Annotated in this window: 9 protein-coding genes and 1 pseudogene; 1 reads left to right on the plus strand and 9 read right to left on the minus strand. The window is 70.3% G+C overall.

Annotation, left to right across the window (positions count from 1 at the left end):
• Positions 1-19: 19 nt before the first annotated feature.
• The 9 genes from ACZ4SW_RS28220 to rph all read right to left on the minus strand — a co-directional run bounded on the left by ACZ4SW_RS28220 (position 20) and on the right by rph (position 24,279).
• Positions 20-4,039, minus strand: coding sequence for an Eco57I restriction-modification methylase domain-containing protein (locus ACZ4SW_RS28220; protein ID WP_468251226.1), 4,020 nt, complete (start codon positions 4,037-4,039; stop codon positions 20-22).
• A complete protein-coding gene (locus ACZ4SW_RS28225) occupies positions 4,039-7,005 on the minus strand; it encodes a helicase-related protein (RefSeq protein ID WP_468251228.1) in 2,967 nt (988 codons plus the stop codon). The genes ACZ4SW_RS28220 and ACZ4SW_RS28225 overlap by 1 nt, the downstream gene beginning before the upstream one ends.
• 30 nt (positions 7,006-7,035) lie before the next feature.
• Complete coding sequence (locus ACZ4SW_RS28230; protein ID WP_468251230.1) at positions 7,036-13,326, minus strand: protein kinase domain-containing protein; 6,291 nt, start codon at positions 13,324-13,326, stop codon at positions 7,036-7,038.
• A gap of 1,010 nt (positions 13,327-14,336) precedes the next feature.
• On the minus strand, positions 14,337-15,479 hold the full coding sequence (locus ACZ4SW_RS28235; RefSeq protein WP_468251232.1) for a substrate-binding domain-containing protein: 1,143 nt from the start codon (positions 15,477-15,479) through the stop codon (positions 14,337-14,339).
• Positions 15,480-15,500: 21 nt separating this feature from the next.
• The gene (locus ACZ4SW_RS28240) at positions 15,501-16,580 is read right to left on the minus strand and encodes an ABC transporter permease (RefSeq protein ID WP_468251234.1); all 1,080 of its coding nucleotides are present in this window, start codon (positions 16,578-16,580) and stop codon (positions 15,501-15,503) included.
• Complete coding sequence (locus tag ACZ4SW_RS28245) at positions 16,580-18,094, minus strand: sugar ABC transporter ATP-binding protein (RefSeq protein ID WP_468251236.1); 1,515 nt, start codon at positions 18,092-18,094, stop codon at positions 16,580-16,582. The genes ACZ4SW_RS28240 and ACZ4SW_RS28245 overlap by 1 nt, the downstream gene beginning before the upstream one ends.
• 16 nt (positions 18,095-18,110) lie before the next feature.
• Positions 18,111-21,005 carry a SpoIIE family protein phosphatase gene (locus ACZ4SW_RS28250; protein ID WP_468251239.1) on the minus strand — a complete coding sequence of 965 codons (2,895 nt, stop codon included), beginning with the start codon at positions 21,003-21,005 and terminating at the stop codon, positions 18,111-18,113.
• 112 nt (positions 21,006-21,117) lie between these two features.
• A complete protein-coding gene (locus ACZ4SW_RS28255) occupies positions 21,118-21,567 on the minus strand; it encodes a hypothetical protein (protein WP_468251241.1) in 450 nt (149 codons plus the stop codon).
• Between the two features lie 105 nt (positions 21,568-21,672).
• On the minus strand, positions 21,673-24,279 hold the full coding sequence (gene rph / locus ACZ4SW_RS28260) for a rifamycin-inactivating phosphotransferase (RefSeq protein ID WP_468251243.1): 2,607 nt from the start codon (positions 24,277-24,279) through the stop codon (positions 21,673-21,675).
• On the opposite strand from rph, the pseudogene ACZ4SW_RS28265 reads away from it, so the two are divergent.
• Positions 24,250-24,635 (plus strand): annotated as a pseudogene (locus tag ACZ4SW_RS28265) (hypothetical protein); the annotation flags it as partial. The gene rph and the pseudogene ACZ4SW_RS28265 overlap by 30 nt on opposite strands.

Below are 24,635 nucleotides of genomic sequence, written 5' to 3' on the forward strand. Positions count from 1 at the left end.
CGTGACGACCGCTGGGCAGTCAGGCGGGGTGCCGAGGGCCGTGGCTGGGGGGCGGGGTGAGGGTGGAGGTGTAGTTCTCGCCGTCCACCAAGGGGTTGTCGAGGGTGAGGCCAGCCTCGGCCATGCGGTCGTACTCGGCGAGGATCAGCTCCTTGGTGCGGTAGGTGCCGTACTTGGTCTCGTCCTTGCGCCTGACGATGGGGAAGGTGTCGAGGATGTAATCGGCGTCGTCTCGGGAGATTCCGTAGAGGTGGAAGAAAAGCGCGTCCAGCTCCGCCCGGATGACGTGGCGGCGAGATGCGTCCCAGCGGAAAGGGGTGCCAGTGTCACCGAGGTTAGCCGCAAAAGGCTGCATGTCATGCGCTGTATAAGTGAGCTCCAGGACTCGGGACTGTATGAATAGTGCGTGCTTTGATAGTGCTGCGGGATGCAGGATAGGGAATTGGCGAACGTATCCGTACGTCAGGTGCAACCCGGCTACTTTCTGTCTTGCAAAGAAATCCAAGGCGATGGCGTTGAAATTCGCCAGCAGAAGTTCGGGGCTCACGTCAGCGTAAATGACCGGAAACGTGTGACCCACCGCTGCCCGAGGAATTACGGACGAGATTACCGTTCGCTCGTTGGTGGCACTGGTGACATCGCAGAACCCCAGGTACCAGCCCGAATCGTTGGGCATCTCGTGCTCGTGCACCCAGAATATTGGCTGAGCGGACCTTTCCGGATCTGCAAGTTGAGAGTCAGACAGGTAGCTCGGCTGGCTCTGTCGCTTCGCGGCCGTCTCGCTCTTGACGATGTCAGCGGCACGATGGTTGTAGAAGTCGACCATCTTGGCCTCGTAGAGAGGCAGCATTCTTTCCCTGCCCTTAATGAAGGCGTTGCCGCTTAGGCGCCAGTTCTCGGCTTCCAACTCCTCGCGAGTGTGGAAGAGATTCGAGTTATGTCCCATATCGAACATGCGAGAGAATGAGACTCCCCACGGGTTGCCGTGCGCGTCACCCTCCTTAAGGAGCACATGAACTCGATGATATACATCTAGCGTGATTTCGGCATCCCTGCGCGATCTGAATACCGGCAGCGTCCCTGTATTCGGATTGAGCAACCCGATCTCTTCCGGTGTCAGCGTGAACACCTTCTCCGCATTGTCCAGTTCGGCCGGGTCATGCAGGAAGAAAGCGAACCGTGCTGCTGTTTCCCGAAGTGACTGTCCGGTAAGAGACAGTATGCTGAACTTGAACGATCGGTGCACCGCCGGGAAGAGGGGAACTGAGTTCTCGAAGTCATACAGCGCCGCAATCGCTCCCCGCTGTACCAGGTCCTTGAAGAAGAACTGAGTTCGCGCATCCGTGGCGATGCCGGTCGGGACGATAACCCCCGCCCGCCCGTTCGGCTCAAGGATAATTCGATCCGTCTCTGTGAAAACCGAGTATGTGTTGAGGTTCCCCTGACCCGTGAGGGGAACCCGTCCCGACAGTCGAAGGAAATGGCTTTCGGCGTACACTTTCCGCTTACCGGCCTCGAACTCTTGGTACAGGGGGAGTGTGTCCAGTGACTCCTTAAGTGCTTCGATCATCTTCTTCCGCACTGCTGTACGCGTGGCTTCCGCGATCTCTGACGCTCGTTGGGCGAAGAACTCCTGCTCGCGGAAATCAATACTGTCCCACGGTGGGTTTCCCACAACACAGTGGAAGCCGCCCGTCCATCCGGTCGCCGGGGAAACCCCACGACCATCCTCCGGCACTGAGAAAATCTCGGGGAATTCCAGGTGCCAGTGGAAGAATTTGTACGACTGAGCCAGTCGAATAATTTCCTCGTTTGTACTGACGGGAATCCCTGCCCCTGGGTTTTGCAAATCCCGGAACACCCCGTGAGTCACTGGCGTAGGAGCACCCTGCCATTTTGGCCAGACGAATGCCGCGCACCAGGCGTCGGCGATGTGGACGGCGCGAAGATAGTCAGCGGACTGCTCCAGCTCGCGGAAGCGGTTAGACTGCAAGCGCACATGGCGCAGGGTGTCGGATTGGGCGGTTGTGATGTCGCGCAGGCTCGCTGCGAAGGTAGCATTCGGTACCCAGATGCGTTCCTCGGTGTGGAAGCTGAGCTGACCGCTACGTTCAGCGGCGTTCCGCTTTCTCAGTGCAGTCGCGATCTTCTTGTCATCGCCCTCGATCGGCTGGAAGGCATCGTCCGGAATGCCTGCCGCTAGGAGCGCCGGAGTGGCCCCGATGAGCGCGTTCCCGTGCTTGATATGCGCGTCAAGGAAGCCCAGCGGCTTACCCGGCTCCAGGGCCTCCAGCCACAGCGAGACCTTGGCCAGCTCAACCGCCATCGGGTTGAGGTCCACACCGTAGATGCACCGCGCGACGACCTCATGCAACGCATGCCGCACCGCGTCGATCGTCGGCTCAGGGTTCTGCTCCCGTACCGCCGCAACCCGCTTCGCGATACGACGCGCCGCAGCCACCAGGAAGTGGCCGGACCCGCACGCCGGGTCGCACACCTTCAGGTTCAGCAGCTCCTCGACGATCGCCGGGCCGGCGTCCGGCCGGCCCGAGCGCGTCGCCCGGATCTCGCCCCGCTTGACCGCGTCGTCGATCACCGGGTCCAGCGCCGAGTCGAGCAGGCACTCGATCAGCGAGGACGGCGTGTAGTACGACCCGGTGGTCTTCCGCGCATTACCCGCCAGTTCCACCAACTCGAAGGTGCGCTCAGTCGCGTTGTGCTTCGGGACCAGCTCCAGCAAGGACTCGTAGATCGAGCCCAGTTCCTCGGCGTCCAGGTGGCGGTAGTCCACCACCCGGTTCCGCCGCGAGTCGGTGTCCCTCACGATCGACAGCGCCCGCACCGCCTCCAGCAACGGCTCGTTCGACAGCGACAGCCCGTGCAGGACCTTGTCCGCCTCCGTGTCGTCGAAGATGCCGCCCAGGCCCGGCAGCCCCAGCTCCGGGAGGCCGTCGTCATTCCCGAGCCCCGACAGCACGAAGCGCAGTGCCCGGTAAAGGTCCCCATGCGCCGTACCCCGGCGCCGCTGAGCGTGCCGACGCAGCCGAGCCGACGAGAAGTACGCCGCGTACCGTTCCTTGGCCCTCTCATCCGCCGACGGCGACAGCAGGACCTCCCGGTCCTCTGCCACGAACAGGAACAGCAACCGGTACACCAGGCGCAGCAGCGCATAGTGGAACGTCTTGACGTCCAGCTCCTCGCGCAGCTCCCGGTTGTCCGGGTGCTTCAGGAAGCCCGTGCCCAGCGTCGTGATCGCCGTCTGCACGCCCTTGCGGAGCTGGTCCAGGGCCCGCGTCCCCGACGCGATCGCCTCCGTGCGCCACTTCTCCAGCCAGCACGCCGACGGCGCCGCGTCCTCCGCCACCTCGAACCGCGACACGTGCAGCAGCCGGTAGAGCACCACGAACTCGCTGAACAGCTCCCCATCGAAGATCGCCTCAAGGTCGAACTCGACGTACGACGCCGTGGCCAGCGCGCTGGAGTCCCGCAGCAACCGCACCTGCCGCCCGTTCGTCAGGACGCCCCAGAGGTGGGCCTCCGTCCGGTTCAGGCACTCCTGGAGCATCGACTGCGGCGGCACCGTGCCCGCGCCGCCCGGCCGCTTGTCCAGGTTTGCGTTCCACGCCGTCTGGTGGATCAGCACGTGCCGCCAGCGGTGCGAGACCTGGAACGTCTTCTCCGCGTCCGAGTCGGCCGTCACGCCCGTCGTGCCGAGCGCCGTCAGGCGGCCGAAGCCCAGCTCCCGCCACAGCGGCGCCAGCCAGTCGGTGCCCGCGAGGCCCGTCGGGTCGGCGGCCGGGAGACCCGTGTCCGGGTCCTCCGGCAGACGCTTGCGCAGGTCGCGCCAGAGCGGCTTGAGGTACTCCCAGCTGCGCTCGGCCTCGTCCCGGACCGAACGGGACGACGGCAGGCCGTAGTCGGCGGGCTTCGAGCCCGGCACGTCCTTGCCCTCGGAGATCCGGACCAGCATGTCGGCCGGGAGCAGCGCGCCGACCGTGTGGACGGCGGAGAACACCTGGTTTCGGGTGGTGGCGGACATCAGGCGGACACTCCAGCGAGAGCGGGGGAACCAGTAGCGGAATCAGCGGGGGTGGCGGGCAGGTAGACGTACGCGCCGAGGACGTCGGCGGGCTTCTGCGCGGTCACGGACAGGCCACGGACGATCTCACCGGACGCCGCGCGCACCCGGCGGTGGGACGCGTCCAGTTCGGTGGCCAGCTCCTCGCCGTACGCCTCCAAGTGAGCCGACACCTCCTCCAGTTGTCCGAGGATGCGGGTCATCGTGCGCTCGCCGAAGTGCGCGTCCGTGTTCTCCGACGCCGTCGCCTCCAGCAGGGCCACCGCCTCCTCCTGCGGCAGCCAGACCGCGTTCTTCGGGGAGCCCTGGAAGGCCAGCAGCCGCGCGTCCTCCGCGACCAGCTGCTTCTCGCCGCTCCGCGACGGCAAGGTCAAATGGAATCGGTAGCGGACCAGCAGCAGCGTCGTGCGCGTCGTCACCGCATCCGTCGTGATGACACCGCAGCGACGCGCCGGGCGTGCGCCATCCGCCTGGGTGTCCAGGGCGGCGTTCAGGACGTGCGCGGCGAGGGCTCCGACCACGGGGTCGGTGCGCACCAGAGCCGCCTCGCCGCGCCCGATCGCCGGATCGGTGCGGAACGGGATCGGGCGGTCCTTCTCGATCGTGTCCGCACCCACCACCGCGGCCAGGGCATCCCGGAGTCCCGCCGGCGTGCCGCCGACCTCGGCCGTGAAGTCCTCGCCGCTGTCCCGGATCACCGCGTTCAGGGCCGCCAGCGACTCCCGTACGAAGGTGTGGATCTCACCCGCACCGCCCAGCGCCTCCCTGATCGACGCCACCTCGCGGGCCACCTCCTCCGGGTGGATCGACCGCTGCGCGAACCGCGACCGCGACGCCTTCTCGCGCTCCGCGGCCGAGTTCCAGTCCTTCTCCAGGTCCGCGAAGCTCTGCTGGAAGGCGTCCGACTCGAAGAGCGCTTCCTGTTCGCCCTGCCGACCGCGCAGCAGCAGCCACTCGACGATCGCGTCCGTCACTCCCGTGGACATCTCGTCCGGAACGGAGACGGAGATGCCGAGGTCCTTCTTGATCTGCCGGTGCTTCTTGATCAGCACCTCCAGCACCTTGCCGTCGATGCCGTTGTCCTCGCCGTACAGGGTGATGACGCGGACCTGGTCCCGCTTCTGGCCGTACCGGTCGACGCGGCCCTCTCGCTGGTCGTGGCGGGTCGGGTTCCAGGCCAGGTCGTAGTGGACGACGGCGTCGAAGTAGTGCTGGAGGTTCACACCCTCGGACAGGCAGTCCGTGGCGATCAGGACCCGGCGCGCGGCGGCGTCCTCGCCCGCCTCCGCCGCCAGCTGCTCGATACGCTCCACGCGCTGCTGCGGGGACAGCGTGCCCGTCACCGCCTTGACCACGGCCTTCGCGCCGAGCGGACCGCGCTTCTTGTTGCCGTCCGCGTCCGTGTTGCCCAACTGCTCCGCCAGGTATTCGGCGGTGGGGATGTAGCGGCAGAAGACGATGGGGTTGTGGCCGTCGGCCAGCAACGCCTTGAGGTGCTTGATGAGCGCCTTGAGCTTGAGGTCCCCGTCCGGCCCCTCCAACCGCCCAGCGCGCCGGGCGAGTTCGGCCAGGCGCGATCCGGCGTTCTCCTCCGTCTCCGCGCCCGGCGCCACGTCCATGCCTTCCAGCGCGTCGCTGTCCGCCGCGTCACTGGTCAGCGGGGCGCCGAGCCGGTCGGCCTCCTCCGCCGACGCCGCCACCGCCGCCGCGGAGCGCGTGCGCAACGTCTGCGCGGCGGCCCGGGGCGAAGACACCAGGGAGCGCAGCAGGGCGATCGCCGACCACCAGGCGATCCGCGCCTCCCGTCGGCCTCGGCTGTCGGCCGCCTCCACGCGCTCACTCGCGTAGGCGATCGCGTCATCCAGCAGCGCCCGGTACTCCGACGACAGCTTGTACGTCTCGTCCTTGAAATAGCGGTCGGAAGGGAACGCGGTGCGCTCGGCGAGCGAGTCGTCGCCGAGGCCGTCCTCCTTGGTGAGGTACTGGCGTACGTCCGCCCGCTTGCGCGCCACGAAGTGCTGGGCCAGGACCCTCCTGCCCGCGTCCGTCTCCAGGTCCACGGACGCCAGTTCGGGCTTGACCAGGCCCAGCAGATTACGGAACGCCGACTCCTTGCCGCTGTGCGGCGTCGCCGTCACCAGGATCAGGTGACGGGTGGCGTCCTCCGCGACCCGGCGCAGCAGCTCGTAGCGGAGCTGGTTCTGGGCGCTCGCCGACGTGTCGTCGGCGGCCACACAGGTGTGTGCCTCGTCCACGATCACCAGATCGGGGCAGTGGCGTACGAAGTCGTCGCGGTGGCGCGTGGACTTGATGAAGTCCGTGGAAACGACGACGTTCGGGTACTTGTCGAAGAGGGACTGGCCGAGGTCCAGGCCCCGTTCGAGGCGGGACACCGTGGAGGCGAGGACCAGCTCCGCGTCGATGGCGAACTTGGTCCGCAGCTCCTGCTGCCACTGCTCGGCCAGCGCCGGGGAACACAGCACCGCCAGGCCCGTCGCCTCGCCCTGCGCGAGGAGTTCGCTCGCGATCAGGCCCGCCTCGATCGTCTTGCCGATGCCGACGTCGTCGGAGATCAGCATGCGGACCGTCTTCTGGCGGAGGGCCATCAGCAGCGGTACGAGCTGGTACGCCCGCGGTTCCACCGCGATGCCAGCCAGTGAGCGGAACGGGCCCGCGCCGGAGCGGAAGCCGACCCGAAGTGCCGTACGCAGCAGGCCCGCCGCGCGCTGGTCGCCGAGGTCGCCGGGCTCCGGAGGCGCGAACTGTGCGCCCTTCACCTCTTCGAATGCCGGGAACACGGCGGCGATGTCATCGTCCGAGCCGCCCAGCGGGCGCAGCACCAGCAGATCGGGCTCGCTCTCGGGGAGGACCACCCATTCGCGGCCGCGGGCCGTCACCAGAGAGCCGACGGAGTACGTGAGTGCCATGTACGTAGCCAAGTCCTTGCGGTACGGGGATCAGTTGGTGGAGGGCGTGCCGAAGTAGCGGGCGTGGGACGCCGCGATGGCGTCCCAGTCGCCGTCGTGCGGGAAGCGGACGACCTCCCAGCTCGCGTCGAACAGGCGGTCCTCGGCGTCCTCGTCCCGCAGCGTGTTTCGCTCCTTGTCCGGGGTGTCGACGAAGACCGCGACCTTCACCCCCGGCAGGCGGTACACGAAGTCAGGGCCGGCGTTCGCCTCGCGCAGGAACACGTCCTTCTCGTCCGGCAGGCGCAGACCGTGGGCCTTCGCCCAGCCCAGGAAGTCACCCTGCGCGGCCAGTTCGGCGGCCGACGCTTCGACGGCCGTGGGCTCGGCAGGGTCCTCGTCGAGCAGCCGTCGGTACTGCTCCGAACGGGACTCGCCGCGCGGGTCGCGCCGCGCCGTCGCCGAGGCGAGCCGCATCAGCAGGTCCCGTGCCGCGTGGCGGTTGATGAGGGCGTGGTTGAGCTGGTTACCGTACGTCAGCAGGCACTCGTAGCAGCCGAGCGCGCACGGCCGGTCGGGGTGCGGGCCGCCCAGGTCGGTGCCGTCCTCGTCGAAGTGGCAGATCGACAGGGCGTACTGGGCCGCCTTCGCCAGGGCGTCCTGCTCCGCCTGGAGGCGGCGCAGCACACCCGCGCCGCCCTCGGCGGCCTCCGTGAACAGGATGCGGCCCCGCGGTCCGTCCTCCGGCGGCAGCAGTTCGCCGGTCAGCTCGGCGTCCTCCAGCTCGAACGCGGCCTCGATGCCCCGCTCCAGCGCGTACATGAGGGACAACGCCACCGGTTCGTCCAGCGGTTCGTCGAGGGTGACGACGAGGATGTTGCGGCGGTCCTCCACATACGGGATGACCCGCTTCTTGCGGCGCCGCTCCTTGCCGTCCTCGTCGACCACCGGCAGCTCGCTGGAGTCGCCGGACGCCTCGGCGGCGTCCTTGTCGTTCATCCAGCGGCCGTCGGCCAGGTCGAGCCAGTAGCCCGGCGGCTCGTCCCGCTTGGCCCGCACCCGGCCGATGTTGGTGATGCGGACGGTCGCGGAGTCGCCGTACGCCAGGTCGGCGATCGGCGCGCCCGAGGCGTCGGAGACCGACGCGTCGAGACGGCCCTTGCGGGTGCCGTGGTCCTGGAAGCGGTACGACGTCTCCAGCCGGAAGCCGGCGCGGCGCCGCTCCTCCTCGTCGGAGGAGATCCGCTCCCGCCGCGTGGTGTACACGGTGTGCAGCTGCAGCAGGCCGTAGGTCGCCGCGCCCAGGGGCTCCCCGCACATCTCGCAGCGGTCCTGGCGCTCCTCCGGATCGTGGTGGTAGCCGCAGTGCGCGCAGCGGCGCGCCTCGCTGGTCGCCAGGTCGCCGGAGGAGTCCGGCGGCAGCTGGATACGGGTCACCTGGTAGCGGGCGCCCTCGTGGTAGATGAGCGCGCCGGGCCCGAACTCGCGGATGGCGAGGAAGCGGGGCCGCTGGAGGTAGTCGCCCTCGCCGCGACGGCGGCCGACCGTGGGGATATACGCGGCCAGCGGCAGACGCGGGAAGCTGTAGCCGGGCAGGAAACCCTCGGAGGCGAGATAGCGATACGGGTTGAAGTCGGACAGGACCGACTTGCTGTCGACGCTCTCGTTCATCAGCAGGTTCAGCTGCGTCTCCGCCTCGCGGCGGCGGGTGTTGGCCCGGTTGCGGTCGCCCTCGGTGAGGCTGTAGTCCAAGCGCCGCTTGTTCTGGATGTACTGGTCGTCGAGCGCGGCGCGGAACAGCTGCCGCCACCGGTCGAAGGCCCGGTCGAACCGCTCCGGAACCGTCCGTACCCGGTCCTGGATCCAGTCGTCGTGCCACCACGTGGTCTCGGCGAAGTCGGGCAGCAGCGGCCCGAGCACCCGCAGCGCCGCGTCCACCGTGCGGTGTTGCGCGCTCTCGTCCAGAGAGGCCGCGAGGATGTCGGGCTGAAGTTCCAACGCAGGGTTCGGGCGGTCGCCGGTGTCCGGGTAGGACACGTCGAGGACCTCGGGTATCGCGCGGCCCAGCTTCAGGCCCGCCTCCGCGATCCATATGCCCTGGAGGTGGGAGAGGACCAGGTCCTCGTTGGCGAGGTCGAGGCGCGGCGGTGCCACCGCGCCCGCCACCATCCGCTCCGAACGGCGGAAGTAGTACTGGTCGTGGCTGTTGCCCGTCGCGCAGTACGTCGTCACCAGCGCGGGCTGGCCGCTGCGGCCCGCACGGCCGGAGCGCTGCGCGTAGTTCGCGGGCGTGGGCGGCACGTTGCGCATCATCACCGCGTTGAGGGAGGAGATGTCGACGCCCAGCTCCATCGTCGGAGAGCAGTACAGCAGCTTCAACTCCGCCTTGCGGAAGGCCTCCTCGCGCCGCTCCCGCTCCTCCGGAGCCACCTGCGCGGTGTGCTCGCGCGCGAACAGGCCGGACAGCGCGCTCGCCGCCTCCTTGTACAGGTCGCGGAAGAAGGTGTTCACCCGTGGACCGTCGCCGCTCTGATAGGTGCGCGTCAACGGGTCGTGCGTGCCCGTCTCGCCCTTGCCCGCACGCCAGATCAGCGACTGGGCGGCCACCCGGTAGCCCGTCGCGGACGGTGTACTGGCCCTGCGGTAGCGGCCCGCTCGCTGCGGGGCCTCCGACACCTCCTTCACCAGGCCCGCCTTGGCCAGGACCTTCAACAGCTCCTCGATGACGAGCTGCAGGTCTTCGAGGGGGAGAGCCTTGAACGACGTGTCGGCGCGCTTCAGGTACTTGCCGAACTTGCCGCGGGCGGACAGGAACAGAGCCGACCGGTCCAGACCGGGGCGGGACGGATGAGGATAGGCCGTGCCGACGCGCGGCCGGTCGGAGGCCGACAGCACCCACGGGTCCACCAGCCGCTCCTCGCTCGCCCGCTGCAACGAGTCGAAGTCGTCACGGAAGTACGACACGTCGATGGCCAGGGAGCGGCGCATCTCGTTGAGCAGCGCCTTCATGATCTCCGCCCGCAGCGCCGGATCGGCGTCCCGCAGCGCGGCATGGGTGTGATCCCAGCGGTCCTGCTTGTCCGCGAGCCATCGCAGGTCCTCGTAGTCGATCTCCAGCAGACCCGTCTGCTCCAAGTTGGGCATGGTGATGCGCCAGCCGCGCTCCAGGTCGAGGTAGAGCCGGAAGGCGATCACGTCGCGCAGCGTCTTGGCCGCGGCCTTGGCGAGCGACGGCGGCAGGTCGCCGTCACCCGTGTAGTCGGCGGGCTCGATCGCGAGCGCGTTCGTCACCGCGGAGGCCAGTTCCTCGTGGTGGAGGCCGTCCTCACCCGCGTCCAGGGCGGCTCGGTACAGGGCCCCGCGCAACTGGGTGATCTGCACGAAGTCGTTGAAGTGGCCGGCCTGGAGGGAGGCGTCCTGGCGGTTGTCCACGAACGTGAGGAGCTTGCGGGCCTCCTTGTCCAGCGCCTCCTCCGGCACGGACTTCAGGGACCGCACCACCGATGCCGAGATGAGCGAGGTGGCGGAGGAGCGGCCCTCCTGGTCCAGGGTCGCCAGTTTCGCGAAGTCCCTGCCGCGCGTCTGCTCGTACGCCACACCGCAGTGCAGGCAGAACAGGAACGGCGACGGGATGAACGCGGCCTGCAACTCGCCGCGGCCCTCGTAGCCGAGCGGGTCGACCGTCACGGTGCGCGGCACCCGGTCGCGAAACGCCTTCTTGACGATCTCCTGACCCCTGTCATCCAGCTCCAGCCAGGACTCCGGCAGCCGGCGGTCGTCGACGGCGTACTGGACGCTGGACGGCCAGGCCCGCTCGTGGTCGATGTAGAGGTAGCCGTCGCCCTGGCGCCCGCCCGTCGCGGAGGTGTCCCGGCGAGCCTCGTAGCGGACCTCGCCGTCCTTCTCGGTGCGCCAGACCGTCAGATACTCCTGGCCGCACTCCCGACAGAACGCGAGCGGCATCAGCACCTTGCCGCCGCTGCCCGGCTGTTCCAGCTGATAGGAGCGGGTGAGGTGGCGGGAGAGCTTGTCCTCCAGGGTGACGTACACGGTGTCGCCCTTGGAGAGGAACTGGTGCAGCCTGAACGCGAACAGGGGGCGGTCCGTGACCGGATGCCTGGCCTGCGAACCGGCCTCCAGGGTCGCCTCGATGGCCTTCACACAGTCGTCCTTGGGGACGCCCGACTGCTCGGCCAGCTCACGCGCCGCGACCTCGATCTTCGTGGGCTGCCGACGCACCAGCCGGCCCGTCGCCTCGTCCGTGGCCAGGCCGAAGCGCGTCTCGATCCAGCGGGCCAGCGGGTCGCGCACCAGCTCGTCGTACGCGCGGGGCGAGGCCGGCGAGGTCAGGCGCTCGGCGGGAACGGCGTCGGGCGCCTCCTCCGTCGCGCGAACCAGCGTCTCGCCGATGACGTGCTCCGGACTGACGGGCGTACCGAACAGCGTGCTCGCCACACCGGCGACGACCTTCTTCTGGTCCTCGACGGTGCCTTCGGTCGACATGGTGGCCGAGGTGCCGATGCACTGCACGTGCGGTGCCTGGCAGGCCTCGCGGACCCGGCGGATCAGCAGGGCCACGTCGGCGCCCTGCCGGCCGCGATAGGTGTGCAGTTCGTCGAAGACCAGGAACTCCAGGCCCTTCGCCATCCTGATGAGGCTGGCCCGGTCGGCGGGCCGGGTCAGCATCAGTTCCAGCATCACGTAGTTGGTGAGCAGGATGTCCGGCGGGTTGTCGCGGATCTCCTTGCGCTTCTCGTCGTCCTCCTGTCCCGTGTAACGGGCGAAGGTGACCGGTTCGCGGCCCGGGCCGTAGCCGTCCCGAAGGTACTTCTCCAGTTCCTTGAGCTGGCTGTTGGCGAGCGCGTTCATCGGATACACGATGATGGCGCGCACCCGCTTCTCAGCCTTGCGGCCTTCTGCGTCGCGCTCGTGCAGCACCCGGTTGACGATCGGGACGATATACGAGAGCGACTTGCCGGAACCGGTGCCGGTCGTCAGCACGTACGAGGCACCGCGGTCGGCGGCCTCGATGGCCTCTCGCTGATGCTGGTGCAGGGTGAGCGGCCGGCCGTCCGGGACCGTACCGCCCTCCGTCTTGCCCGCCTGGAAGATGCGGGCGCACTCCGGGTGCAGGACCTTCTCGCCGACCAGTTCCGCGACCGTGCCGCCGCTCTGGAAGAACGGGTTGAGCGATAGCCACGGGTCGGGCCACTGGGACTTGTCGTCGAGGTCCTTCTCCACGAAGGCGGCGATGCGGTCGTCGCGGATCACCGTGCCGCCCTCGGTGAAGGAGCGGTAGTCCTTGATGAGCGCGCGGTGCACGCCGAACACGTCCATCGCCGTGCCGGAGATGGTGACCGGGGCCGGCCGCGGGGCGGCGCCGGACGCGGCTGCGGTCGTGCGGGTGCCGGACGCGCGCAGGGGCCGAGTCGGGTCCAGGGCGCTCCAGTGAGGGAGCCGAACCGTGTCCCCGTCCTGCACGGCCAACGGGAGCAGAGCGTCACGGACTTCGGCTGCGTCGGCCGGACGGTCCGCCGGGTCCTTCGCCAGCAGCCGTCCGACGAGGCGGATCAGTTCGGCGGGTATCTCGCTGCGGATGACGGCGAGGGGCGTCGGTTCGGCCTCGAGGTGTTTGCGCGCGAGTTCGAACGGCGACTCGCTGGTGAAGGGCGGGACGCCGACGAGCATCTCGTACAGCACACAGCCCAGGGCGTACAGGTCGGCTGCCTGGGTGACCTGCCGGGCCTGGAACTGCTCGGGAGCCATATAGCGGGCGGTGCCGACGCTGACACCCGTGCTGGTGAGCCGTGCCTCGTCAGGGTCGTCGACGATGCGGCCCATGCCGAAGTCGAGGACCTTCACGGTCCCGCCTCGGGTCAGCATGACGTTCGCGGGCTTCAGGTCGCGGTGCACCACATCGGCGGCGTGTGCCGTGGCGAGGCCGTCGGCTATCTGCGCGCCGACGGCGGCCACCCAGGAGATGGGCAGCTGACGTTCCTCCTCGATGAGGTCGCGCAGCGTCTCGCCGTCCAGGAACTCCATCGCCAGGTACGGCAGTCCACCGTCCTCGCTGACGCCGCCGGCGATGAGCCGTGTCAGGTTCGGGTGTTCGAGACGACGCATGATGCGGACCTCGCGGGCGAAGCGCTCGACCGCCTTGGTGTCCGCACCCGTGTCGATCAGCGCGCCCGTGCGGCGTCGCAGGATCGTCTTCACCGCGACCGTGCGCTCGGGGCTGCCATCGAGGGCCTGGAGGTCCTCGGCCCGGTGAACCTCCCCCATGTTGCCCTTGCCGATGACCTGTCCGATGCGGAACCTGCCATCGATCAGTTCGTGGCTCACGGGCTCTCCTCTGTGCTCATCTAGCTGTCCCCTCCAAGGGACTTGCCCCCTGCACGCGACGCCGCTTCGCTCATGTTGTGTCACAGAGCGCAGTGCGGTCCCGGGTACCGTACACGAGAGGCGTCATCTTTCATAGGGCTTCGGTCTGTTGACGCTGTCAACGCGTCACTTCTACGCTTAGCCCGTGTAGTTGGGTCGAGGGTGCAGGATATGCGGCATTAGGCGGCCGGAGCCTAGGGTGCGTCGGTGACGGAAACCGTACTGGCCGAGCCGCTGACCCGCCTTCGGGGCGCTGCCGTTGACGGCGTGGTGCCGGATGAGGTGTTCACGGCGCACGTGCAGTGACCCGGGCTCGGTGACGTCGAACGTCGGCGGCTTCGGGATGAGCTGGCCAGAGTGGGGGTCCCCGTCCGGAAATCGTTGGTGCATGCAGACATCGACAGTCCGGATGTGGAAAGGGTTGCATCAAAACGTGGGGAAAATGTGTTCGCTCGACTCGCTCCGGTCGTGGCCCTCCCGGGGAGTTACGCGGACGCAGAGGGGTATGTGACGACGCGGATCCCCGGCAGGGGTCGTCCGGCTGGCAGGTCTCACTGCGCGCGAGGCGGCCAAGGTGCGGGAGCCACTGTCGGTCGAGAAAGCGAGCCTCGGGGGCGCGGCTGGACGGCTTGGAAGACGAGCCGATGCCCGCATCGTCGGCAACGGCGGTGCCCGCGGGCGTGGGACTGACGCCTGCGTGGTGTCGGGCCGAGGCCTCCTGCAGGGGGGCCGGTCTCGTCGCCGACCCGACAAGCACCTGCTCACGGCTGAGCAGGAGGAAGGGCAGGATCTGCCCCGACTCCAACCAGCCGTAGATCTCACCGCGGCCGCCCACGGATGACCTGCTACTTGCGTGGCGACCCGCGCACAGCATGAGCTCCATCTCGCCTACGAGGGGGACACGGAGCCACCGCAGCTCGCCCAGGTGGGGGCAGGCGAGTTGGCGGCTGACACGGCCCGCCCCGTGACCACTACGCCCCCCAGATCCCCCGATAAGCCTCCCGATACCCCACCGGATCCCACGACGTCGCCCCACCCGTGTTCTGCGCCGTAGCCACATGCACCGGAGCCACATACCCGCTCGCCGGCACCCCCGCGAACGCCCGGTTGAACTCGTCCACGATCTGCCAGCCCTGCTGCGTGAGCGGTTCCGGGACCGTCGCCGCCTGGTAGGCCCCGCTGTTGATGCGCTGGAACGCGGACGGGTCGCCGTCTCCTGCGCCGATGTTGAAAGGGGGACCCGAGCCTTTCCTGCCCGCGGCGCGCAGGGGCGGGGCGGCGTCGGCGAAGTAGAGGTCGTTGATGGCCGCCGAGTAGGTCCATTCGTCGCCCAGGCGGGCCGCCAGCGAGGAGACCTCCTGGGGGACGCGGGTGCTCGCGTCCGGGAGCGGGATGTTCTCGTAGGACAGGAGACGGACGCCTCCGCAGGTCGACAGTTCCTTTCTGATCAAGTCCGCCTTGTTCTTCGCGAACGGGATCGAGTCGTCGGTGAACAGCACCGTGCCCGCCCGGCCGCCGGAACGTGTGATGATCCAGTCCGCCGTGATCCTCGCGACGTCCTCCACCCTGGTGGTGATGTTCGTGAAGAGACGGGGATGCGCACTCGGGCCGGGTGTGTCGACCGCGTGCCAGCCGATCAGCGGGATGCCCTGCGCGTTCGCCTTCGACACCTGCTGCGCCGTGGACTTCGGGTCGAAGCCGCCGAGCACGATGCCCGACGGCTTGAGCGCGATCGCCTGGCTCAGCGCCGCTTGGATACCGGCCGGTGTGCCCCCTCCGTCGATCACCTCGAACTTCCAGCCGATGGCCTTCGCCGCCTCCCTCGCGCCGCTCGCCGTGCCGGCGACGCCCGGGTTGGTCATCGTCTGCGCCACATACGCGATGCTCCGGCCGCGCACCGCCTTCGGGCCGGTCGTGGGGCCGTTCCAGGCGGTACGGGGCTGTTCGGCCTGGCGTACGGCCGACTGGGCGTGGGCGAAGGCCGCCGGGCAGCCGGACGTCGACGGCTCGGCGGAGGTTCCGGGACCCCGCGGCGAGCCGTGTTCGCAGCCGACGGCGAGGACGACGGCCGCCAGGGCGGCCGTCCCGACGGCGGTCCCGCGGTTCACGTGCACAGTTTCCCGCTTCCGGTCATGTCAGGAAGTCCGCGGCGGGCCTTCGTCGGTCACCGGCGCGGCGCGGCCGTCCGTCGTGGCCGCGCGTACGCGGCGGCGCGCCGCGTAGCCCGCCAGGCCGACGGCCAGCAGCAGCGTGCCGCCGTCGAACAGCGGCGTCACCCAGAAGTCGGCGCCGAGCTGCTGGATGCCCGCCAGCCCGATCGCCAGCACCGCCACGGCGACGAGGGTTCCCGCGGCGTTGGCCCGGCCCGGCCTGATGGCGGTCGAGCCGAGGAGCGCGCCGACGAAGGCGGGGAGCAGGTAGTCCATGCCGACGCTGGGGTTGCCGAGTTGTTGTTGCGCCGCGAGCAGCACTCCCGCGAGGCCCACGACCAGGCCGGAGGCGGTGAAGGCGTAGACGCCGTAGCGGCGGGTGGGGATGCCGACCAGGTCGGCGGCGCGCGGGTTGGACCCGATGACGTAGAGGTACCGGCCCAGCGGCAGACGTTCCAGCAGCAGCCAGAGCAGGACGGCCAGGGCCAGGACGTAGAAGGCGGGGAGGGGCAGGCCGAGGAACGTGGCGTCGTAGAGGCCGGTGAAGGCGGGCGGCAGGCCCGCCGGGCCGGGGACGATCCGGGCGCCGCCGGTGATCCAGCCGGTGATCCCGTACATCACCGTGCCCGTGCCCAGGGTGGCGATGAAGGAGTCGATCCGGGCGAACTCCACCAGCAGCCCGTTGCAGACGCCGACGAGCCCGCCGCCGGCGACGACGGCGAGGCAGGCCGCCGGCCAGGGCCAGCCGTCGGCCACCATCAGGTGCAGGACCATCACATGGGCCAGACCGAGCCCGTACCCGATGGACAGGTCGAACCGGCCGGTGGCGATGGGGACCGTCGCCCCGAGCGCGAGGATCGCCGGCACCGACTGGTTGGACAGGATGGAGGAGACGTTGTCCAGCGTCGGGAACGTGCCGGGCAGGGCGAGGGAGAAGACCAGGAACAGCAGGGCGGTGAGGAACAGCAGGCCGTACGCGCCGATGACATGGCCGCCGCCACGGACCGGCCGCCGGCGGGGCGGGCGGGACGGGCGGCGTGGGGACCGCGGGGCGGCGCCGGTCATCACTCGGTCGCCGTCCCGGTGATGCCCGGCATGGCCGACGCCGTGCGGGTCAGTTCCCGGACGGTGAGGGCCGGGCCGGTCAGTTCGGCGGTCACCGTCCCGCGGACGAACACCAGGGCGCGGTGGCACACGTCGGCGACCTCCTCGAAGTCCGTCGAGCACAGCAGCACCGCCGCCCCGCCGGCCAGCGCCTCGTCGAGCAGGCGGTGGATCGCCGCCTTGGCGCCGACGTCGATGCCGGCGGTCGGCTCCTGCAGGACCAGCAGGCGCCGGCCGCGCCGGAGCCACCGGCCCACCATGACCTTCTGCTGGTTGCCGCCGGACAGGGTGTCGATACGGGCCTCGGTGTCGCGGGGCCGCACCCCGTACCAGCCGAGCAGGGTCAGGGCCGTGGCGCGCTCGCGTCGCGGGCCGATCCAGCGTGGCGCGCGCGGGTCCTGCGTCCGGGGGTTGGCCAGGAGGTTCTCGCGGACGGTCAGGTCGTGCAGGCAGCCCTCCTCCTGCCGGTCGTCGGACACGAAACCGACCCCGGCGTCGACCGCGGCGGCCACCGTCCGCGGGTGGTAGGGGCGGCCGTCCAGGAGGACGCGACCGCCGGTGATCGCCCCCGAGCCGGCGAGCGCACGCCCCAGGTCCATGTGTCCGGCGCCGGTGAGCCCGACCAGCCCCAGCAGCTCCCCGGACCGCAGGTGGAGGGTGACCGGGCCGGCGGTCTCGGTGCGCACGCCCTCCAGGCTGAGCACGACCGGTCCGTGCGCGGGTGCCGTGGCGGGTGGGTGGACCACCGGGCCATGGCCCACGATGTCCCCCACCAGGCGGGCCGGCGGGTGGTCCGCGAGGCGGCCGCGGCTCACGACGCGGCCGTCGCGCAGCACGGCGAAGCGGTCGGCGACCTGGTAGACCTCGTCGAGCCGATGGCTGACGTACACGATGCCGTGGCCGCGGTCGCGCAGGGCGTGCAGCACGTCGAAGAGGCGTGCGCAGTCGGCCGCGGGCAGGCCGGCGGTGGGCTCGTCGAGCACGATCAGCGGGGCTCGGACGCAGAGCGCGCGGGCGATGGCCACCAGCGAGCGCTCGGCCCGGCCGAGGTCGGCGACCCGGGCGTCCGGGTCGAGGTGACCGGCGACGATCCCCAGGGCCTCGGCGCAGCGCTCGCGCGCCCGCCGCCACGAGATCATCCCGAGGCGTCGGGGATACCCGGTGCCCAGAGCGATGTTCTCCGCGACCGTCATCCAGCCGACAAGCCCCAGGTCCTGGTGGATGAAGGACATGGCGCGGGATGCGGCGTGGGTGCCGAGCGGGTGCCCGGCCACCGTCACCTCTCCCTCGTCGGCGCGGTGGACCTGGGCGAGCACCTTGATGAGGGTGGACTTGCCGGCGCCGTTGGCGCCCAGCAGCGCGAGGACGCTGCCCCGGTGGACGTCCAGGTCGACCGAGTCCAGCGCGAGCGTGCCGCCGAACCGCTTGCCGAGCCCCCGGATGCGCAGGAGGGGTTCCGCACCGCTGTCGTTCACGGCCAAGTACGGGACGTCATGCCAGGCCAGCGAGGTCCCCCCAGTCCATGTCCGTCAGCGCCGCCTCCGGCAGACCGCCGGACGGCGCCTGCAGGGCGCACTCCGCCCAGATGACCTTGCCCTCGGCGGTGTGGCGGGTGCCCCAGGCCTGGGCGAGCTGCGCCACGAGGAACAGGCCCCGGCCTCCCTCGTCGTAGGTGGCGGCATGGCGCAGGTGCGGGGCGGTGCTGCTGTTGTCGGCGACCTCGCAGATCAGGGTGCGGTCGTGGATCAGGCGCACCTTGATGGGGCCGCTGCCGTAACGGACGGCGTTGGTGACCAGTTCGCTCAGCAGCAGTTCCGCGGTGAACGACACCTCGTCCAGGCCCCAGTCGGCCAGGCGGCGGATGGCGGCCGCGCGGACGTCCTTGACGCGGGCCGGGTCGGCGGGCAGCGACCATTCGGCGACCCGGTCCGGGTCCAGGGCGTGGGTGCGGGCGACGAGCAGGGCGATGTCGTCGTCCGGGTGCTCCGGCGCCACCGTGGTGAGGATCGCCCGGCAGGTGTCGTCCGGCGCGCGGTCCCGGGCGGCCAGCGCCCGGCGCAGCAGCTCGAGGGAGGTGTCCAGGTCCCGCTCGCGGTCCTCGATGAGCCCGTCGGTGTACAGCACGAGTTCGCTGCTCTCGGGGAGGAGGATCTCGGCGGACTCGAACGGCAGGCCGCCGAGGCCCAGCGGAGGCCCGGCGGGCAGGTCGGGGAACGTCACGCTCCCGTCGGGCTGCACCAGAGCCGGGGGCAGATGGCCGGCGCGCGCCATCGTGGCCCGCTGGCAGGTGGGGTCGTAGACGGCGTACAGGCAGGTCGCGCCGATGACGCCGGCGGTGGTGGAGGACGTCTCGTCCCGGTCGATGCGCGCCACCAGGTTGTCGAGGTGGGTGAGGACCTCCTCGGGGGCGAGGTCGAGTTCGGCGTAGTTGCGCGCGGCGGTGCGCAGCCGGCCCATGGTGACCGCGGCGTGCAGGCCGTGGCCCACCACGTCGCCGACGACGAGCGCGACCCGGGTGCCGGAGAGGGGGATGACGTCGAACCAGTCCCCGCCGACCTCGTACTCGGCGGGCTGGTAGCAGTGCGCGATCTCCAGGGCGCTCTGTTCGGGCAGCCGGTTCGGCAGCAGGCTGCGCTGCAGCGCCAGGACCATGGTGTGCTCGCGGGTGTAGCGGCGGGCGTTGTCGATGCAGATCGCGGCGCGTGTGGCGAGTTCCTGGGCCAGGGAGCGGTCGTCGTCGTCGAACGGTGACGGGGACCGGTAACGGTAGAAGCCGGCGATGCCGAGGACGACGCCGCGGGCGAGCAGCGGGACGGCGATCAGGGAGTGGACGCCTTCGGCGACGAGGCGTTCGGTGTGCGCGGGCTCCTGGGAGATCCAGCCGGTGGAGACCCTCAGGTCGGGTACCAGCACGGCCTGCTCCCGGTCCAGGCACTGGAACTGCGGCGTGGCGGAGTGCGGGTCGATGCGTTCGCCGACCTGGTAGAAGGGCAGGTCGTCACGGATCCCGTGGACCACCACCCGCACCATGCCGGTACGCGGGTCGGCCGCCTCCTCGCCGCGCAGGACGGCCTCGGGCAGGTCGATGACGACGTGGTCCGCGAGACGCGGCACGGCCATCTCGGCGAGTTCCAAAGCGGTGCGGCGCACGTCCAGGGTGGTGCCGATGCGGGCGCTCGCCTCGGACAGCAGCTCCAGCCGGCGGCGCGCCGTGACGGCGTACGTACCCACGCCGGGCTCCCCGACGAGGACCAGCCGGCCGTCGGCGCCCCTCGGCGCGGGTGTGCCGCCGCGGAGCCACTCGGTGGACTGCTCGGGGCACTGCTCGGCCGTGCCGACACTCACCGGCCCGGCCGTGGTCCCGGGACCGGACGGCACACCGAGCAGGCGCCGGGGCACGGGAACGGCGGGCGCGCCCTGCGGGGCGAGGGTGCGGGGTTCGCCGGGGTGGCCGGGCAGGGTGAGCCGCGGCTGCGGCCCGTCCTCGTCCAGGACCGCCTCGACGGCGACGCCCTCGGTGCCGCCGGGGCCGGTCAGCAGGTGGCTCAGCAGGGTGAGCCGCCGGCCGCCGGAGAGGGTCACCTCGACCGCTCCGCGCTGAGCGCTGGAGATCAGCTCGGCGGCCTTCTCCCTGACGATCATCCGGTCGCACTCGTCCAGCCCGCCCAGCGCCGGCTCGTCCACGCTGATCGCCGCGGTGTCGAGCAACTGCGCACCGACGGCGCCGCCGCGCCGGGCGTGGAGGTACGACTGAAGCAGGGCACGCTCGCGCGCCGTACTCTGTTCCAGCAGCCGGCGCTCGATCGCGTGGGCGGCCTGGGCGATCAGGACGTCCATGACCGGGCTCGCGTCGGTGCGGGGGCAGCCGAAGGACAGGACGCCCTCGATACGTCCGCTGAGCAGGTCCCGGATCGGGATGGCCGAACAGGCGTTGCCCTGGGACCGCTCGGCGAAGTGCTCCGCGCCGTACAGCCGGCACAGCCGCCGCTCCGCCAGGGCGAGGCCGATGCCGTTCGTGCCCGCGACCTCCTCGGCGAACACGAACCCGGGGACGACCTGGAACGGGGGCAGCCTGCGCGCCAGCGACGGCTGCCCGAAGCGGCGGGTGAGCACTACGCCCTCCGCGTCGGCGAGCCCGATGTTCATCCGGCTGCCGGCGAACCGGCTCTGCAGCCAGTCGAGCACGGGGGCGGCCGCGTGGACGAGCCGTACGTCCGTGTCGACGTCCGGACGGTAGGGAAGGTCGGCCTGGTCGGGGGAGAGGCCCAGCAGTGCGGAGCGCCGCCAGGAGTTGAGGATCATGGCCCGTACGCCGCTCTCGACGGTCCCGCCCTGCAGGAACCGCTCCCGAATCGGGGCGAGGTCGATGCCGTTCTCCACGATCATGTGCCTCACTCCCCTCACCGGCTCGCCGCTGGGCTGCTCTGCCGCCCTCCTCGGGGAACGGTTGCAGGCCTACGTAATTTTAGAACTTATCTTGACAAGAGAGACGAATTGCTCATTCTGTCATGCCGCCGTCGGTGAGGGTTCCGGCTCGGCCCGTACGTCCTCGGCGCGTACGGGTCCTCCCGTCCGAACCCGACCGCATGGCGGCGAGCGCGATCGTCGGGACCGCGCGGGCGTCCTCACCCGTGGCCGAGGGGGTGCGTGCGGTGCGTGCGGACGCTGCCGCGAAACCGGCCGGCTCGGCGACGTACGCGTCGTGACAGAGGTCCTGGTCGTAGGTGACGCACTCGGCGGCGATGCCGTCCGCGCCGCAGGCCGTCAGGTGGGTGCGGCGGGGGCCGCCCAGGGTGGGCATGCCCTCCGAGCCGAGGACCGCGCCGAGCCGAGGACCGCGCCGAGCCGAGGACCGCGCCGAGCCGAGGACCGCGCCGAGCCGAGGACCCCGCCGAGCCGAGGACCGCGCCGAGCCGAGGACCCCGCCGCGCACGTCGTAGGCGTACACGGCCCGGAATCTCGTCTCCGCCGTGGCCGGGCGACGTCGCCGAAGCGGAGCGTCGCCATGGCCGTGTCGAACATGGCTACGGATGGGGCTTTCCGGCGTGATCGGTCAGGGCAGGATCTCGACGTACCCGTCGGTTCCGTGCACGCGGATCCGCTGCCCGTCCCGGATCCGCCGGGTGGCCTGCTCCACGCCCACGACGGCCGGCAAGCCGTACTCCCGGGCGATCACTGCGCCATGGGTCATCAGGCCGCCCACCTCCGTCACCAGGCCCGCGATTCCGACGAACAGCGGCGACCAGCTCGGGTCCGTGAAGGTCGTGACCAGGATGTCGCCCGCTTCCAGTTCGGCCTCCGCCATGTCGAGGACGACGCGGGCCCTTCCCTCGACGGTCCCGGCGGAAACCGGCAGGCCGATCAGGGAGCCGGCCGGCACGTCGTCGCGCCGGTACGCCCCGGTGACGGCCTCGCCATCCGATGTGAGCACCCGGGGCGGTGTGAGCGCGTGGTACGCCCGGAACGCGTCCTTGCGCTGCTGGACGAGCCGGTCATCCACCTGGTTCGAGCGCACGACGTCGTGGAGCTCCCGGAACGTGAGGTAGAAGATGTCCTCCTTCTCGGGCAGCACGTCGGCCTGCACGAGGCGTTCGGCCTCCTTCAGCAAGGCCTGCTTGTAGATGAAGTAGCGGCTGACGATGCCGTACTTCGGGTACTCCCGGTACCCGATGAAGGTTCGGACCCGGTCGATCATCCGCTTGGTCTCGTCGGCTTTCCTGTCCCCGTCCGGGAGGGCCCGCAAGCGGGACAGCACGTCGTGTTCCTTCTTCTGCGCCTTCTGCCGCCCTTGCTCGAAGTGGCGCGCGGCGGCGCCCGGCTCGAAGTTCCTGACGTTGTCGAGGATCACGGGCACGAGCGTGGACGGGCGCTCGCGCCAACGCGGCCTCGTGATGTCGATCTCGCCGACGCAGCGCATGCCGTACCGGTCGAGATAGGCCTCGATGGCCTCGCGCGCTTCGGTGCCGCCCGGGAGTTCCGCCAGCTCGTCCAGGAAGTGCTCGTCCTCGACGCCCTGCAGGAACTCCACCATCTCCGGGTGCGGGCGGATCACGTCCGCGACGTCGAGCAGCGCCAGTCCCATCTCCGACGTGACGTTGCCGGGGGCGGACAGCGTGAGCGTGTCGGCCGCGTTCTTCTCGCCCAGCCACTCCTGCAGCTTGTCGTTGAGCCACCACGTGGCCTCCATCCCCGCCATGATCACCTGCATGCTCAGCGGATCACCGAGGACCCGCTTGTGCTCCTCGAAGGCCTCCGGCAGGAAGTCGAACAGCGCCGGTCCGCTCTTCGTCCGGATGTCGCGCTCCAGGGCGGCGATGGACGCCTGGCTGCGCTCGATCAGCCCCGTGACGATGGCCGGATCGGTCTCGACCGGGGTGGACGCGTCGCCGGCCGGCGGCCCGCCGGGAACCTCGTCCGGGACAGCCGGGACGAAACCGTCGCGGGCGAGGACGGTCTCCAGAGCGTCCCTGACCAGGGGATCGCCTCTGCCCATGACGTCCAGGAGGCCGGCGCGGCTCGCGGGCGAGGCCAGGCGCCGGGTGACGTCGACGAACAGCCTCCCGCCGGCCTCGTGCATCGGCACCATGGCCGTGAGCTGCCACATGGAGAGCCCCAGGGGCTTCATGGGGTCGGTCATCATCTGCTGATGACCGACGGAGACATAGACGTGGTTCTCCCGATCGCCGGTCTCGGGGATGGGGAACAGCGTCGTGATCGGCCGGCTCTGAACGATCTGGAAGCCGTCGTCGACCAGGCACCATTCGATGTCCTGCGGGCGGCCGAAGTGCGCTTCTATCCGCCGCCCGAGCCGCCCGAGCCGCACGAGCTGTACGACCTGCGCGTCCGTCAGCGCCGGCTGCTCCTGCCGCTGCGGTTCGATCGCCACTTCCCGCGTACCGCCGGTCGGCAGGGCGTGGACGGCACGCTGTTTGGCGGCGATCGCCTTGGCGACGACTTCGCCGTGCCGCACCTTGAAGACGTCCGGGTTCACCAGGCCGGAGACCAGGGCCTCGCCGAGGCCGAAGCCGGCGTCCACGGTGGCGACCTTCCGGTTGCCCGTGACGGGGTCGGCCGTGAACAGGATGCCGGCCGCATGCGGAAAGACCATCTGCTGCACGACCACGGCCATGTGGACCGCACGGTGGTCGATGCCGTTCCGCTGGCGGTAGGTCACGGCCCGTTCGGTGAACAGCGAGGCCCAGCACCGGCTGACGTGCTGGAGGATCGCCGTCGGCCCCACGACGTTCAGGTACGTGTCCTGCTGGCCGGCGAAGGAGGCCGTCGGCAGGTCCTCTGCCGTCGCGCTGGATCGGACGGCGCAGGCGGCTTGCTCGCCGAGCCGGCCGAGCGCGCGGCTGATCGCCGCCGCGAGATCGCCCGGTACGGCAACCCCTTCGATGGTCCGGCGAATCCGCGCGCTGAGCGTGCGGATCCCCTCCCGGTCGTCCGGGTCCAAGCGCGACAGCCGATCGAGCCGGTCGTCGAGCGACGGCGCTTGCGCCATGATCCGCCGGAAGGCGTCCGTCGTCACGCAAAAGCCCCTTGGCACGCGGACGCCTTCGATCCGCGAAAGCCCGCCCAGTTGCGCGCCCTTGCCGCCGACGACCGCGACCTGAAGCTCGTCAACCCCTTGAAGGTCCACCACGTACTGCTCGGTCATCGCGACACCTCCGAGGCGGCCGTGCTCCATTGCACCGCAGTGGCCGATCGACCAACCGGCGCCTCCGGATCTGTCGAACTTCTCGTCGGGCACGTCCTCGACTCTGATCGGCTCCCCTTCGACGAGTCGACCGGCCGCGCCGCCCTGTCGGTCGGTCGCGCCGCCCTGTCGGTCGGTCGCGCCGCCCTGTCGGTCGGTCGCGCCGCCCTGTCGGTCGGTCGCGCCGCCCTGTCGGTCGGTCGCGCCGCCCTGTCGGTCGGTCGCGCCGCCCTGTCGGTCGGCCGCGCCGCCCTGTCGGTCGGCCGCGCCGCCCTGTCGGTCGGTCGCGCCGCCCTGTCGGTCGGTCGCGCCGCCCT

The organism is Streptomyces sp. NPDC028331 (assembly GCF_055565775.1).

What these genes read in the sequence shown, in the direction of transcription:
- ACZ4SW_RS28220 (WP_468251226.1), bottom strand. Translation starts at nt 4,039, where the DNA reads ATGTCCGCCACCACCCGAAACCAGGTGTTCTCCGCCGTCCACACGGTC.
- ACZ4SW_RS28225 (WP_468251228.1), bottom strand. Translation starts at nt 7,005, where the DNA reads ATGGCACTCACGTACTCCGTCGGCTCTCTGGTGACGGCCCGCGGCCGC.
- ACZ4SW_RS28240 (WP_468251234.1), bottom strand. Translation starts at nt 16,580, where the DNA reads ATGACCGGCGCCGCCCCGCGGTCCCCACGCCGCCCGTCCCGCCCGCCC.
- ACZ4SW_RS28250 (WP_468251239.1), bottom strand. Translation starts at nt 21,005, where the DNA reads ATGATCGTGGAGAACGGCATCGACCTCGCCCCGATTCGGGAGCGGTTC.
- rph (WP_468251243.1), bottom strand. Translation starts at nt 24,279, where the DNA reads ATGACCGAGCAGTACGTGGTGGACCTTCAAGGGGTTGACGAGCTTCAG.